The organism is Enterococcus sp. AZ009 (genome assembly GCF_050548785.1).
GTDB lineage: Bacteria > Bacillota > Bacilli > Lactobacillales > Enterococcaceae > Enterococcus_D > Enterococcus_D entomosocium.
Genome location: NZ_CP172960.1, coordinates 854421 through 868879, shown reverse-complemented (window position 1 = coordinate 868879; position 14459 = coordinate 854421). Strand labels below are relative to the sequence as shown.

Annotated in this window: 15 protein-coding genes; all 15 read right to left on the bottom strand. The window is 36.6% G+C overall.

The genetic code is table 11. The annotated features are described in order from the left end of the window. Window positions 1-13: 13 nt before the first annotated feature. The 15 genes from IGJ74_RS03960 to IGJ74_RS03890 all read right to left on the bottom strand — a co-directional run bounded on the left by IGJ74_RS03960 (window position 14) and on the right by IGJ74_RS03890 (window position 14342). Window positions 14-751, bottom strand: a complete 738-nt coding sequence (locus IGJ74_RS03960) for a hypothetical protein (RefSeq protein ID WP_218193484.1) — start codon at window positions 749-751, stop codon at window positions 14-16. A 278-nt stretch (window positions 752-1029) separates the two neighbouring features. Further along, entirely contained in the window at window positions 1030-1173 is a 144-nt protein-coding gene (gene pepG1, locus IGJ74_RS03955) for a type I toxin-antitoxin system toxin PepG1 (protein ID WP_304414158.1), read from the bottom strand. 88 nt (window positions 1174-1261) lie between these two features. Next, window positions 1262-1651 carry a DUF5592 family protein gene (locus tag IGJ74_RS03950; protein ID WP_218193485.1) on the bottom strand — a complete coding sequence of 130 codons (390 nt, stop codon included), beginning with the start codon at window positions 1649-1651 and terminating at the stop codon, window positions 1262-1264. 13 nt (window positions 1652-1664) lie between these two features. Continuing rightward, window positions 1665-3794 carry a pLS20_p028 family conjugation system transmembrane protein gene (locus tag IGJ74_RS03945; protein ID WP_218193486.1) on the bottom strand — a complete coding sequence of 710 codons (2130 nt, stop codon included), beginning with the start codon at window positions 3792-3794 and terminating at the stop codon, window positions 1665-1667. Further along, entirely contained in the window at window positions 3787-6366 is a 2580-nt protein-coding gene (locus IGJ74_RS03940; RefSeq protein WP_218193487.1) for a type IV secretory system conjugative DNA transfer family protein, read from the bottom strand. The genes IGJ74_RS03945 and IGJ74_RS03940 overlap by 8 nt, the downstream gene beginning before the upstream one ends. A gap of 228 nt (window positions 6367-6594) precedes the next feature. Next, window positions 6595-6840, bottom strand: a complete 246-nt coding sequence (locus IGJ74_RS03935) for a hypothetical protein (protein ID WP_218193488.1) — start codon at window positions 6838-6840, stop codon at window positions 6595-6597. A 24-nt stretch (window positions 6841-6864) separates the two neighbouring features. Continuing rightward, window positions 6865-7779, bottom strand: coding sequence for a hypothetical protein (locus IGJ74_RS03930; RefSeq protein WP_218193489.1), 915 nt, complete (start codon window positions 7777-7779; stop codon window positions 6865-6867). A 266-nt stretch (window positions 7780-8045) separates the two neighbouring features. Next, a complete protein-coding gene (locus tag IGJ74_RS03925; RefSeq protein WP_218193490.1) occupies window positions 8046-8225 on the bottom strand; it encodes a hypothetical protein in 180 nt (59 codons plus the stop codon). 415 nt (window positions 8226-8640) lie between these two features. Continuing rightward, complete coding sequence (locus tag IGJ74_RS03920; protein ID WP_218193491.1) at window positions 8641-9204, bottom strand: DUF5626 family protein; 564 nt, start codon at window positions 9202-9204, stop codon at window positions 8641-8643. 233 nt (window positions 9205-9437) lie between these two features. Further along, window positions 9438-10505, bottom strand: coding sequence for a hypothetical protein (locus tag IGJ74_RS03915; protein WP_218193492.1), 1068 nt, complete (start codon window positions 10503-10505; stop codon window positions 9438-9440). 3 nt (window positions 10506-10508) lie between these two features. Continuing rightward, window positions 10509-10838 carry a hypothetical protein gene (locus IGJ74_RS03910; protein ID WP_218193493.1) on the bottom strand — a complete coding sequence of 110 codons (330 nt, stop codon included), beginning with the start codon at window positions 10836-10838 and terminating at the stop codon, window positions 10509-10511. Further along, window positions 10835-11059, bottom strand: a complete 225-nt coding sequence (locus IGJ74_RS03905; protein WP_218193494.1) for a hypothetical protein — start codon at window positions 11057-11059, stop codon at window positions 10835-10837. The genes IGJ74_RS03910 and IGJ74_RS03905 overlap by 4 nt, the downstream gene beginning before the upstream one ends. 15 nt (window positions 11060-11074) lie before the next feature. After that, window positions 11075-11890, bottom strand: a complete 816-nt coding sequence (locus tag IGJ74_RS03900; RefSeq protein WP_218193495.1) for a hypothetical protein — start codon at window positions 11888-11890, stop codon at window positions 11075-11077. A gap of 106 nt (window positions 11891-11996) precedes the next feature. Further along, window positions 11997-13826, bottom strand: a complete 1830-nt coding sequence (locus IGJ74_RS03895) for a hypothetical protein (RefSeq protein WP_218193496.1) — start codon at window positions 13824-13826, stop codon at window positions 11997-11999. A gap of 57 nt (window positions 13827-13883) precedes the next feature. Next, window positions 13884-14342: a hypothetical protein gene (locus IGJ74_RS03890; RefSeq protein WP_218193497.1), complete on the bottom strand. Its 459-nt coding sequence runs from the start codon at window positions 14340-14342 to the stop codon at window positions 13884-13886. Window positions 14343-14459 lie beyond the last annotated feature (117 nt).

Genomic DNA, 14459 nt, shown 5'->3' with positions numbered 1-14459 from the left:
ATGCTTAGGTAAACTATAAATTCGAATTTTCTTCAATTAAATCGTTTAAAATCGTAGTAAAGAAGTTTGTCAATCTAGAATCTAATTTTACATATTTTAGCAGCCCTCTCACTGAGACAGCTATTAAGAATATGATTTCAATGAATATGATACAGCCAACGAATTTGTGTGGTGCGTTGTTGATCAAAAAATTGTACGCAACTGGAATAAATACGAGTAATTCTTTTATCGAAGAGAAAGATATGATAATCGCTACTAAAAAAGATATATAGGTTATGTCCTTGTCTTTTACCTTTAATTGGGAATGCCATAGTTTAATATCTTCAATTGATAAAGAATTGCGGATATGGTTTTTGATATAAGAATATCGAGTTTTATTTTTTTCGCATTTCTTATCAAACTCTATTTCTCTCAATCCTAAATCTGTTATAAGCTCAGTGACATCACCAATTTTATCTTCTGAAATCCAAAGAAAGGTATTTTTTCTAATCTTCTCCCTCTTTTTTTCTTGAATTTCAAAGTATATATTTATTACGAAACTCGAAATAAATAATACTGCTTGTACCAATATTATAGCCAGTTCGATTGCAATCAGATAGACTAAGACATTGCTTATTATCACAGTGTCACGGTCTGTTAAATATCCACCTCTTTCAAGATATAACGCAAAACTAGTTGCGAAATAAATAAACCATATAACAACCAAATGGAAAATTTTGGAATCTATGGATAACTTCAGTTTAAGCTTCATTAAACCATCTCCTATTTTTTAAAATAATTATATCAAAATTGGGAGATTATTAGATTCTTAAATTTAAGGCTGCTACTTTTTGATTCTAGGTACTTAGTTCTTACTTCAAGGAAGAACGTCTATATAAGCAATAATTGAAAGGAAATCTAAATTATGGTACTATGATTATGTAAAGAGGAGTTGCACTAACAACTCCCCTTGGACAGCACCGTTTAAAGAACGGTGACAGAAATTTAATTATCTAAAAAAGAGATAACCGACTCCTGCTAAAGCGACGGTTATTTCTTTTTGTCGTTTTTAAGCAACTTGACAACCAGACTGATTAACGCAATGGTAAACATACCAAAACCGAGAATCGTCTGAATTGTTTCGTACGCAGACAAAAGGCATCTCCTTTCATAAGGTTTTGGAAGTACGCTCATACGCACCACCTCACATTCAATTGGATAGCCACCGTCATTAAACTTTACTGTCACCGTCATTGTACCATAAATATTTTCTTTCCCTTTATCATTTATCAAAATGGTCGCTTTCTAGCTCTTCTAAGGAAAGCATTTCATCTTCCTCTCGAATTTCTTCGGTTGTCCCCATGACCATTTCAATTCGTTCCTGTACCTCAAAATCAATTCGCTCAATCGCATGGTAGGTAGATCGATTGTTCGTTAAAGTAATAAATAATCGTTGATAGTTCCTCAGTTTCGCATTACTCACACTAGGACATAACCAAAAAAAGCCCATCAAGATTACAAACCAGAAGGAAAATCCTTGTAATGGCCCGTAAGTCGCATTCTGGACGCTTCTCGCAAGGTTAAACACAACAAGTCCGGCCACGCCATCTTTTAACAAGATAGCGCCCCAAAATTTTGTTTCTGTGAATATCTCATTTTGAATATCGTGCATACTGTTCCTTCACCTACTCTGATTTATTTTTTGTTCTTTTTCTATCCAGGTAAGGAGCGACAGATTCAGGGTGCTGCTCTTCTCTTTTGTTTCTACGTTGTTTTAACCATTCATTTACTTCCTGACCAAATTCTTTGTTTCGATTGTACCCATCAACCATGTTTCCTACCTTATTTTTCGTATTCTTTTGGTAGTTTGACGTATGGACCATTTGATTGACTTTTTTAGAGAATGGATTCGGCATTTCTTCATCTTTATCATTTTGCGGCTTTTTATTTTCCGTATGATTTCCTTTGACATTCTTAGTTGCAGAATTATTTTTCACAGCTGAATCTTTCTCATTAACCGTCTGTTCGGTATCAACATCACCTGAATTTAAACTGGTAGCAGTTGACTCATTGATTGGCACTTCATTGTCACTTGTCGATAGATTTGATTGATCATTGTTGCTTTCTGGTTGGTCTGTAAGTGTTGTTTGTTCTTCAACATGTGGTAAACCGCTGGATTCCCCTTCAAAGTCATCTACACTATTGTTATTGTGATCATCCCCCATATTATTTTCGTAATCATTCGCATACGGCTCAGTTTGTTCCAAGCTCGCATCATTTTCAGACAGTTCAAGGTTTTCTTCAATACGAGCTTCTGGCTCTTCTTGAAGTTCAACATCTCCTTGATTTTCCGGCGTTTGTGGTAATTGATCTTCGTTTGTTTCTTGCTCTGTTTCTGCTTCATTTGTACCTGGCTCATTCTCTTGAGGTTGATCAAGTTCTTCGGAATTTTCATTCGAATCTTCTTGATTTTGCACATCCGGTTGTTGGTTGTTACTGCCGTTCTTATTTTCTTCTTCCGGAAGATCCTCGTTGGTATTCTTCGCCATTTCGGAATTTAGACCAGCTTTTTCATCATTTTTTGGTTCCTCTTTTGAAGACATTCCTTCAGATAATCCTTTCACAAAACCGGCCGTGTTTGCGGCACCATTAACCGTCTTACCAGTCATTTCGCCTGCTTTCTTCACAGCTTTCATTGCACCGATTCCCATCACAAAACTTCCAGCTGTAGATAGTCCGGCGTCGATACCAAGCGTTTTTTGAATGATAGAAGGACCATCATAGATAAACCATGCACCTCCGATAATCCCAAATATCTGAGCTAATACGGATAATTGTTGTGTCCCTAGCCAGGAATTATAAGCAATAAACACCGCATACATTCCAAAAATAGAGAGAATCAAAACAAATCCTGAAAAAAGCTCTAAAACTGCAGTCTTGAGAAATTTGATATTTCGAATACTGAAGTAAGCAACAATATTTGCCCAAATATAGTTAAATCCGAGTTCAATCCCTAACCTACCACAACGAACAAGGGAAATAATCAGGGAGAATGCTAGGCACGCAAGAGTCGCAATCAATGGTAGCCAATTGATCGACCACCGATAGTAGCCTTTAACAAAAAGCTGTTTCATAAGCCATTTGGCGATTGTTCCTCCATCAGAATCAAATTTTTGGAGTTCTTTCCCACTACCTGACTTACTGTTCACCACTTCATATAGCAAAGGCTCTCCATTATCAATATCTTCTGCATCTGTGATTTTTTCATTTACATCAAAAAAATTCCGGTCTTCTAAGTAATTCTTATTTTTTGGTTCCGTTGTTGTCCACCCATTGTCGGCTAAGACATAAACATCGGTAACATTTTTTTTGAAGCTGTCAAAGCCAAATTCGGCTTGCTCGCTGCTAACTGCATCGACAGTAGAATTTACGATCTTAATTCCATCTGACATGATTGAAGGAAGTAACATAACGATAACTACCATCAACAGAGCATTCAACGGAACAGCTCTGGTTTCCTCAGTTTTTCCTAGAAACAGAACCGCTCCTATAATCAAAAGTGTGATCCCTATGCCAAATTTTTGAAAAGCACTAAAGGTTTCTAGTATTCCACCGTCTCCGGCCATATCTGCAGATTTGTAAAAACCTAAGACACTAACCATTTCAGTCAGTACCCCGCCTACTTTTTCAACAATCCACATCAAAACACTGGAGATCCAATAGAGTACCGCTCGGCCAATATCCTTGATCATGTTCTGAATACTCAAGAATGGCGCAAATTCGAGTAGCTTTTCTAAAATTTCTTTATCACTCATAAGCTATCTCCTTCCATTCTCGAAACTGCTGTATATAACGATTGATCATTCGTTCTTCACTGGTTGATAACAAGAATGTACATAAAGACTGTACCTGGCCATTTTCAAGTATTTGTTTCAGTTCTTGTAACACCTCTTTTTGTCCAACAAAGAAACGAGCCATTATTTTCTGTATCTCTTCCACTTGCTCATTTGAATAATACTCTTTAACCGATCGCTTCCTTTCTTCAACCGAATATAGCCGTTCTAAAACTTTTGCTTTTTCTTCTTTTTTCCGTCTTTCTTCCTTTCCACTGTTTTTTTCTAACTGGATCAATTCTTCCAGTGACAATAAAGACAATTGTGTCCCCTCCTTCTTAGGAACAGGTTTCTTGTAGGTTTCGATTGGTGAGACTTCCTTTTGCACCACAGTTGGTTTGTCTGATTTTTCCTTTTGGGGCATAAGTGACCAATCCAAATCTTCAAGTTCCATTTCCACAAATTGGTTGTTTACAGGTATTTCTTCCCAAGAGACTTTGTCTAACTTCCGAAATTCATAAAAAGGGATCATATTTGAATCATTTTCTTGAGAATTTAAAATTGGGTACTGGTAAATCGGATTTCCTTTTAAATCCGTATGTTTATTGATTCGAAGGACAACTGACTCACCGGTTCTCGTTCTTTCTAACTCAAAACTGGCTAATAGATCGATTCGTTCCGAACTTTCAGTTTCAGAAGAACTGATCGACGTTGGGTCTTTATGCCTTGTCTTAGAATAATTTGAGCGAGTTCCTAACCGTCCAGAGATATATTCATTAGTAGCTTTAGAACCCGTTCGAATATACACGAGGTTGGCCGTATTCCCTAAAATGATTTCCTTTGTTTGCTCGTCGTATAACGACGTTAATTGTTCGGTATCTTGTAAGACCAGGTGCTGAAATAGCTTTCGACTCGCCCCTGAAGTCCACTTACGTGCTAAATCAGAAATAGCAACGCCTAAATTTCCTCCTTCTTCGTAAATAAAATGGACTGCTCGATAACAAGCAGAGTCATCCTCTAAGTTGCATCGATTGAGCAACAATTGATAGATTTGATCAATATAATTGACCCCTACTGCATTATTAGAAGAATCTGCATCAGATAAAACCACAAAGACTGCAGTCGGGCGTTCACGATCAAATCCGATTGATTCAAGGTCAAATCCATCATCATAAGCAGTCATTTTTGCGTTGGCACTCATGAGGAATTGTTGGAGATCTCCATCAAAATGTGTCACGATATTTCCTAGCGTCACTTGTGCGGGAGCAGATGCTTTGATTGCATCAAAATAACGTTTCGCAGGGTGATTTCTTGGCATTTCACTAAAAAAGACATCCAAGTATGATTTATCTTCATATTCAGCTAACAAGCGCTGTAGGTCCTTTTTATCCTTTGCGAACTGATTCAAAAAATCATGGCTGCCTTCTTTGATATGTTTGGACATCATGTCATTGACCACTGTGTAGATGGTATATGGATTTACTTTCATTTTTTCATTTTGTTCAAACTCTTGATCTGCCAAAGCAAGACCAGTAGAAATAAACAAGTTACGACAAGCTTTCGTCCAAAAACCACCATCTTTGCCTTCATTCACTTCTTTGAAATAAAGGAATGCAGCTTGGTTGATCGCTTTTTCTGCATTAGCTAATTGTTGCTCGGCCAATACGTTATACTTAATGCGACTCGCTTTATCCTCTTGTTGTTTCGCTTTGTCTGCCTTTTGCTTTAGTCGTTTGTAGTGTCGATAATAATTATTGAAAACAGCTAGGGTTGGGATTGGGTCTGAGAAATATTGATTCACGGTATTACAGATTCGAACGTTGTACCCTCGTCGTTTCAGTGTTTTGTACCATTTTCTCGGCTCGTCCCCTTTGGTCGCAGTCATGACAAAAGAAGCCCGATTAGCAATTAAGCGGGCCCTGGTTAAAATATCAATAAAAGGATCAATAAAGTAAATGCCTTTCCCTTGCCTTGTACCGGCAAGGGTCGCCGAGTTCGAATCAGACGTATCCACATAATAGTGAAATATTCCTTTTTCTTTCTCTTCAGGTGTTTGCGGTTTACGACCTACTGGATACCCTGGCTTTCCATCATAAAAATCTTCATCTTCAGCAAAAATTTGAACAGGGACTGTCTCATATTCTTTTTCCATATCCTCTTCAGGGGTAAAATGCATGGTTCCTTGTGTTAAATCGTCTTCTAGAGGTCGAAATGACGTGTATAGTTTAAAATCAAAGTAACCAATTAAAGCCACAATCCCAAGGAAAAGAAGTAGATAAAATAGTGGATACCGCAATAGTGGGTAATAGAATATCGTTTGACCATACGAAACATGCGCTCGCTTCACTGTAAAATCAAAGAGTGGTTGGCTTAAAAAGGCAACACACTGGTGGAAAAGCCAATTTCCTAATGTCATTAGCATCAAAAATGCGATCACGGAAAAATAAGCAAGAAATTTTCGATTAGCCAAAAAGCGCAGATTATTCTTCTTTTCTTTTTCGTAATTCTTTTTGTGGTCTTTGCTAATTTCTTTTTGTTTATTTTTTGTTACCATAAGAACCTCCTCTCATATATTCGCTAAAACAGATTTTTTTGCACAAAAAAAGACAAATGAATTAGTCATCTGTCTTTGCTCATCACCTTGAATCTCTCAAGAATGAGGTTATTATTTTTTCAAGAATAGAGGATACTTGCTAGGTCATCATAGTTTGCTTGTCTTGCTTGCTATGGTCAAATTTTCTTATACAAATTTCATCAAGACTAAGTTGAAAAACTACAACAATTAGCTATTATTTTTTTCTTCACTATTAGTTAAATATATCGTTTTATCTTCCCAGTTAATTTTTAAAGAAATAGCCCATGACATTTCTTGTATTTCGATATCACTATCAGAAATTACAAAGGAACAGAGCGCCCCTGTATCATTTTTATCTCTGATAACTAATTCATTAGAATTTTCGACGTTTGAAAATAATTTTAGATCTAAATTATTTTCAGCAATTAATTTCCAATCATTTTTTAAGTTCATTATATTTCCTACTTTCTTAATTAATTATTTTCCTGAAATTGTACCATCACCATCTACTGTGGCAACTCTTTTACCATCTTTATTTAATTTATACCGGCCTTTATGATTTGTTCTATCTTTTTGAATATCATAACGACCATTTTTAAACCTTTTACTCGATTTTCCATCTGAATCTTTGGGAGGATTACCAAATTTATCCCTGAAATCCCTAATCTTTACTCTCCCATTACCATCAAGAATTTTATTTGAAATATTATAATTATAGGCGATATAATCTCTTTTTGAAACAGACTTTTGATAATTATATCTAGTTGTTGTTTTATTTTTTGGTCTTGGCCGAGCGTTGACATGCGCTCTTATTTTATTATAAGCCCAGTGTCCAGATTTTATAATGGCTTTACTAAGTATATAGCTCCCATATGCAACAGCAACAGCAGCAGTTGCAACCACAGCTATTTGTCCAATCCCAGGAACAGTATAAAGCCAAGTAGTTGCATACCCAATGGCAGGTATATAAAAAGCTCTGGACTGAATTGGTCCCGATGAATTTCCAGTTAATTCGATCGAAACTTCCGTAGGATCCTCCATTTTATCTAGAAGTTTATCAAATTCTTCTGGGGTATAGAATTTGCCATCAATATAAACGCCATCATCTGTAAATTGGATATTCGTATCATCAACAACTTGTTCCGAAATAAAGTTTGTAATGGAGTCAAAATTAAGATTTTCATCTAACGTTTCTGGTAAAACTTCATTATCAGCTGAAACTTCTGATTGTTTTTTCTCATAAGCATCAAGTTCAGTAGCATAAGTTATAACCGGTATTACATTCGAACTAAGTATACAAAGACTTAGCATTAAAGTGAAGCACGTAAAAAGCTTCTTCCTTTTAGAATAAACGTTCTTTTTTCTTCTTCTCCAACTGCTATTATCAAACATGCTACCACTCCTTATTTTAATACTTTCTATGTAAAACTATACCACATAGAAAAATAATTACTCCTTACAAAATTGTAAGCAAAGGGGAAGCATTGATAATAATAGGTCTTACGAACACTAATGGTGGTAACGGACTCCTTTGCCAATAGCCAGGGCTTTATTATTCTCTTGAGCTAGCAATCTATTCCATTTCCTTACTTTTCTATGCGCTCGAAATTCTCGGATCTTTGTTAATATGTTTACCTCTCCTCCATCTTTTTTCATAGTTATTGGGGAAGGTACTCTTTACCAATTTGCTTGAGTTTTCTTTCCCACAATTCTTGGTTTTTTGAGTCTTTTTCTTTGGAATAGTGTGAGATCATTTGAACATAGATCTCCGTTGTATCAATCATTTCTTCCAACTGATCATCGTTTAATTTATCCTGTATCTTCTTTGCTTCTTCCACGTTCTTTTGTCTTAAATATCCAATAGCTAGCTGCAAAGATAACTGTGTACCTTCAAGACTGGTTTATTTTTGTTTTTTCTCTTTGTTAAAAAACTCCCTTCATCTCCAAATAGTGTAATCCTCCTCATATCCAATCGTCCGTTTTATTCTCTCAAGTAGTTAATAAATTTTAGGGAGTAAAAAAGTCGACTTCATTCACTGAAGACGACCCGTATTCATCAAGCTATTAAAAGAGCGAAGCTTTGATAAACATAATTTGTGGTAGGAACACAACTATCATGAGGAAAATATTAATGATCAAAGCTACTTTCCAAAAAAGAAGTCTTTCCTTTTTATATTGATAAACAAATAAAAAACATAAAGCTATTAGCAAAATATCAATAGCGATGAGAGGCAATAAATTCATGGAAAACATTTATGATAACTTCATTCCTGTAACTAAATAGTTACCAGAAATATTTCCATATAGTCTGACCGTTGTATTCCACCCTAACCAATCTATTCCTACCGAAGTTTGCCCCTTTACTCCGGAGGTTGTAGACGTATAATATGGGCTTCCTAAGCTAGTTGACCAAAGCAAACCATTAGACCAAGTTCCATACGCTCTTGTGATCTTTTTGTTTTTTACAGTTACTTTATAACCAAAGTTACAAGTTACTCCAATAAAAGATACACTATAAGTTTTATTAGAAAGCTTATATTTGTCCCCTGCTTGTCTTGTTGTGATGCTCACATCTTCTTGAACACTTAACTTGCCTAAATAGTTTCCATCGCTATCAACAATTGTAGTTTCCTCTTTGCCTGATGATTCATCTAGTTCTATTTCAGAAATTATGGTAGTTTCCGGAGCATCGTTTACTTCGACCACGTTTGTGACTGGTTCTTGGCTCACTTCAGAAGCTGATGCAAGTACCGCCGGAGAAAACTCCAGTGCAAATAGACTCCCCAATAAAACTAAAACAGAAATTTTCTTTTTCATAACAAAACCTCTTTCTTTTTTATTATAAACACACAAACATGTGATTATAATAACAATGTCAGCATAAAAATAACCATTTGGACTAAAATTTCGTCCGATGTTATTTTTTGCATCAAGTTTTATCAGTATTATATTACCACAATACTAACATTTCTGTTTCGTTTTAAAAAATACATTCCCGTATATTCTAATTTTCATTAATGCACCCTATCTTTGTCTTCAAATTTTACCTCCTATGGAAGAAACTCGTTACCAATTTTCTCGAGTTTTCTTTCCCACAATTCTTGGTTTTTCGTATCTTTTTCTTTGGAATAGTAAGAGATCATTTGAACATAGATCTTCGTTGTATCAATCATTTCTGCCAACTGATCATCGTTTAATTTGTCCTGGATCTTCTTTGCCTCATCCACGTTTTTCTGCCGTAAATAGCCAACAGCCAGCTGCATAGCTAACTGCTCATCTTCCAGACTTTCGCTTATTAGCTTTGCTTCTTCCAATTGGTCTAATTGAATAAACGCAATCGCCATCATCATTTTCCTCGCATTGTTTAGTGTAGAAATATCCGCTTCTATCACTGTCTGCCAGTCCTTTTGATTGAAAGCCACTTCAAACTTACCAATCTCCGTTGGATAGGCTTCTTGAAATGCTTCTAACTGTTCAAATGCTTCTTGCTCAACTAAAAAATTGACAACTTCCTCTTGTCTATCCGTCTCTTTTTCCGCTACTTCCATATAATTATCAAGGGTAATTTTTGTTATTTCGACACTTGAAGAAATAGAAGTTGTTGGCTCCTCTTTTCCTGAAAGAAATTCCTCTTTGAGAAAATACGCACCAGCTGCTATTAATAAAATCAGGAAAAGTTTAACAAGTGTGGAAATCGAATACGTCCTGAAAAAAATATTTGATCGTTGACTTTGCGAAATTTTCTCTTTCTTGCTTGGTCTAGGTATTCTAGTGGAAGTAGCTTCGTCTTTCTGCTTGTGTTTTGTTGGTAAGGAAGGCTTTTTATCGATAAAACCAGTCATTTCGAGAATTTGTTGCTCCTCTTCTTTTGTGATTCCCTTCTTTTTTACTAAGAGTTTTAGTTTTTTCTTTAAATCATCTTCGAAAGATTCTAGGCTTGATTGTTTTTCATATTTCCCTTGATAAAAAGGCGCTCCATCAACTTCCAAAAGCTGAAAGGATAGCATTTCTGAAGGATTCATTGCTTCAGTAACCTCCAGAAACGCTTCCCATTCTAAAGGATAAAGAGGAAGTGTAAATCCCTTGATCTGAGCGTCAAGAATTTCCACTTCAACCATTTGTTATCCTCCGATCCAACCCCAGAAAGTATCTCTGATCCAGTCAAAATTGACGATTACAATGGCACCTACAATCGCACCAATCAATAATTTTTTAGCCCATGACTTGATTTCTGCTCCTAAGAATTGGGCGCCACCAAAAAGAATGATAATGATCCCGATTCCGATATTTGCGATTGCTTTGAATTGTGTGCCTGCACCGGTTTCAATATCTTTCAATGTAGTTTGAACATCCGCAAAGGCAGTTAAGTCAATTGTGAAAAATAAAAAAGCCATTGCCCAAAGGACAAAAGCCAATCCTAACCATTGATAACCTGTTCTCTTTTTTGTCATTCTACTTCTCCTCCATGGATTGCTTGTGTTGGTTGACTTACGTCGCTTTTTTTCGTTTGTTGCAATTTTTCGTCCATTAATCGATCAAGGATTTTTTCTCCTTGCTCGTCCACGAACTTTACATGTTGTTCATGCAGCCACTCATCATACTCCATGCCGTCTAAAGACATGAGTTTGATTGTTTTTTTCTTGATTTCCGATCGTTCTTTTTTAGTAGCCATGCCACTTCTCCTTTCTTATTTTGGTAATTTGATAGTAAACGGCACTTCATAGAGCATCAAAAACTCTCTTTCTTGAAAGAATTTCTTCGTAGGTACTTTTTTTACATAGTGTTTCTTTACGCCATATGCTTCATAAGCATAGCCATGCTCTTGAAAAAGATCATTTAATTCGAGATCCGGTTTTACAGCCACGCAGTAATCAAAGTCAAAGATTCGTTCTAGCTTCGTTGTCACTTCTACTGTGATTTCAGCGGCTGTTTCCCAAAGTCGCTCCTTTTCCTGGATAGCTTCCTCTTGGCTTGAAAAAGATTTGTGCCATACTTTGCCGTCCTTTTGATAATTATATGACCACCTTCTAAGCTCGCCCTTAATGGCGTAGCCATTTATAACATAGACATCATACGCAACCGGCAGGAGAGGATACTTCAATGTCCATACTGCTGAGTTTCCGCAATTTGCTACTATATCAGCTATTTTTCCTCTTTGTTCTAGTTCGTCGATTTCTCGAATGGAAAAAAGACCCAATTCTAGTGAAGCTTCTAGCAGCTTCTGTAAAATCGGGTACGCACCTTCTGATTCTTGAAAGAACTCGTTGTTTACTGTGTCGATATGCATTGCAAGACATCTTAAGCAAGTCAAGTAAAGTTCTAGTGGTGAGCGTGTTAGGTTATTCAGTTGAATCGTTCTTTCAAAATTCTTGTACTGTCCTTCTTTTTTTAGCTCTTTTGGGACCACTTTAACAATAAACCCTTGATACACATCTGAAGGTTCAAATATTGCATCTAAAATTGAAATGAGCAGCCTTTTAATAGCAAGTTCTTTTTCATTCAAGGACTATTATCTCTCCTTTCTTATCGGTGGAGAACGACTACAAGGATCGTACGGTTCCTTCACGCCATCAAATCCTCTCACCATTTATTATTCTATTAAAGATTGTTCAGACGTCTGGAGTCTGTAAATCCACTTGTTCATTGATCTCAAGATCAGAACTATCAGTGTGTTCGATCAGTTCCTCTTTAGAAGGTTCTTCTAGTGCTGCTTCAACAGAATCTAAGTGATTTTCGGTAGGTAATGACGTGTGATTCTCTGTTTCTTCAGGAACCTGATTTTCAGGAACTACTTCACTATTTTCCCCGTCCCCACTAGGTGTATCCGACTCATTCTCTTCTGTTTCTGGATCTTCACTTGTAGCAGAATCGTCTTCTACAACTGTAATGATTGTAAGAATGGTTGTTGATTTTCCGTGACTATCTGTAGCGGTTATTGCGATTTCATAAACGCCTGGTATATCTGTACGAATGGAATACAAGGTTTCTTCATCAACCGATATAGTTGGTGTCAGGTGATTTTTATCGTCTTCTTTATCAGAAACTGAAATACTATCTAAAAAGGCTTGTGGATTAAATGAATCGCCAATTTTTAGTGTTTGATTGCTTACTGTAACGACAGGAGCCTCATTTACAACTTTCACTGTGATAACCTTATCGTCCACCTTTTTGCCGTCACGATCGGATACATTTCCGATTTTGATAGTGTAATTACCTTCTTTCCTTAAATCAAGATTATTCTCTAAAATATTATCGTTTGTCAGTTCAATCGGATAACCATCTCGGTCATCTTCTTTATCTGTAACAGATAGCTGATTTAGAATCGAGAATGATTCGTCGATCGATACCGTATATGAAGATTCACCCTGAATGACAGGCGCTTCATTTTTAACGAAGAATCGGATAGTTACAGGCACTGCTTCAAAACCTTTGCTGTCTGATACCGTTGCAGTCACCAAATATTCTCCCTCGATTCCAGTATTGACAGTTGAGAGGAATTCAATCTTCTCTTGTAAATTCCCATCCTCTGGATCTGTGGCTGTAAAATATTTAACCATGTCAATAGATTCGTGAATCGATACTTCTATTGTGGTAGCAAAAGCATGAATTTTGGGTCTGCCATTTACTTGTACGGTGATTGTTGCTGTATCTGAATAACCAAATTTATTTACCGCATGAATGATCATGGTGTTAGTTCCAACACTAAGCGTACTATTCTCAATCCACACACTTGGTGACTTATCCATTGAATCAAAGACAGAATAGTAGTTACTTACATCAAAAGAATCGCCTTCGTTCAATTCGAAGTAGGATTGACTAACAACAATTTTGGGCTTTGACTCAACTGGCAAGATAGGCGTTGGTTCTGGATCAGGAGCCGGACTAGGATCAGGAATAGGCGTTGGTGTAGGTAGAGGTGTAGGTTCTATTTCCTCGTCTTTATCTGTTTCTTCAACATCTTTTCCTACTAAAATAGGACCAAGCCCTTCGTTATCGGTATTAACTGCCAAATCTTTTCCTGAATTTTTTTCTTTTTCCGTAGTTTCCGTTACTTTGGCTACTTCCTTCAGCTCTGAAAGTGTTAGCAATGACTTAGCAGGGCTTGTTTCTTCACTGGAACCTTGAATACGGGAAAAAATAGAATCAAACAAGCCTGAATCTGCAGACGTTGTGTCACTGCTTTTTTTCTCATCATCTTGTTTTTGGTCAGTACGATCACTCTCAGATTGGGTTTTAGATTGCGAAGAACTATTTGTATTCTGATCTTGGGAACTGGTTGTTACACGTTCCATATCCTTGAATTCACTTTTGGATGACGAATTTAGAGCATTAATTCCGAGCGCTGTACTGAAAAATATCGCTCCTAAGGCGACAGCTATAACTATTTTTCGCTTATTACTCGGCGTTTTTTGAGAGCGAGTCTCTTTTTCTTCACTCATAGCTTCCTCCTAATAGGTTATTTTTTATGCGCAATCGCACTTTTTCGAATAGCAATTTTACGCTTCTTCGCTTTTTTTTGCCGCTTCTTGTTTTTGTAAATAGGCTTGATATTTTTTATTAATATGAAAAAGAAGCTCAATTTGAGAAGGCCGAAGGTCTTGTTCTTCAGAAACGATAAATTCAAAGTGTGACATCTGAAAGATATCTTTCCCCTCATATGTTTGTTCTGTTTGTTCACTGTCGATATTAAGGACAACTGGTGTTTTGTCTTTAAAACCAATCAAGTCTTCCACGTTGATCACGATATTACTGTTGCTGCCAACGATTAGGCCTAGTTTTTGAACGCCTAAAATACTGGTACGTGTGACCGTATTGTTACGAATAAGCTCGCCAAGACGGCTTTTCGATAACTGAACCGTCGTTACTTTTGTTCCTTCCTCGTTATAATTTAGTAGGACGTCTAGTCCAAGTGATAGATGTAAAATCCCTGGATCATGGTGCAAGGTTTCACTCATTTGATTTCCTCCAACTCTGAAATTTTATTTTGTATATTTTGATCTGAACTCGTCGATTTGGTCTGCTCGACCAGCCACAACACAACATGCGTAGACAGCTAATACGATACAGGCTGC

What these genes read in the sequence shown, in the direction of transcription:
- IGJ74_RS03935 (WP_218193488.1), bottom strand. Translation starts at nt 6,840, where the DNA reads ATGAACTTAAAAAATGATTGGAAATTAATTGCTGAAAATAATTTAGAT.
- IGJ74_RS03905 (WP_218193494.1), bottom strand. Translation starts at nt 11,059, where the DNA reads ATGGCTACTAAAAAAGAACGATCGGAAATCAAGAAAAAAACAATCAAA.
- IGJ74_RS03890 (WP_218193497.1), bottom strand. Translation starts at nt 14,342, where the DNA reads ATGAGTGAAACCTTGCACCATGATCCAGGGATTTTACATCTATCACTT.
- IGJ74_RS03950 (WP_218193485.1), bottom strand. Translation starts at nt 1,651, where the DNA reads ATGCACGATATTCAAAATGAGATATTCACAGAAACAAAATTTTGGGGC.
- IGJ74_RS03945 (WP_218193486.1), bottom strand. Translation starts at nt 3,794, where the DNA reads ATGAGTGATAAAGAAATTTTAGAAAAGCTACTCGAATTTGCGCCATTC.
- IGJ74_RS03930 (WP_218193489.1), bottom strand. Translation starts at nt 7,779, where the DNA reads ATGTTTGATAATAGCAGTTGGAGAAGAAGAAAAAAGAACGTTTATTCT.
- IGJ74_RS03895 (WP_218193496.1), bottom strand. Translation starts at nt 13,826, where the DNA reads ATGAGTGAAGAAAAAGAGACTCGCTCTCAAAAAACGCCGAGTAATAAG.
- IGJ74_RS03920 (WP_218193491.1), bottom strand. Translation starts at nt 9,204, where the DNA reads ATGAAAAAGAAAATTTCTGTTTTAGTTTTATTGGGGAGTCTATTTGCA.
- IGJ74_RS03940 (WP_218193487.1), bottom strand. Translation starts at nt 6,366, where the DNA reads ATGGTAACAAAAAATAAACAAAAAGAAATTAGCAAAGACCACAAAAAG.
- pepG1 (WP_304414158.1), bottom strand. Translation starts at nt 1,173, where the DNA reads ATGAGCGTACTTCCAAAACCTTATGAAAGGAGATGCCTTTTGTCTGCG.
- IGJ74_RS03960 (WP_218193484.1), bottom strand. Translation starts at nt 751, where the DNA reads ATGAAGCTTAAACTGAAGTTATCCATAGATTCCAAAATTTTCCATTTG.
- IGJ74_RS03910 (WP_218193493.1), bottom strand. Translation starts at nt 10,838, where the DNA reads ATGACAAAAAAGAGAACAGGTTATCAATGGTTAGGATTGGCTTTTGTC.
- IGJ74_RS03915 (WP_218193492.1), bottom strand. Translation starts at nt 10,505, where the DNA reads ATGGTTGAAGTGGAAATTCTTGACGCTCAGATCAAGGGATTTACACTT.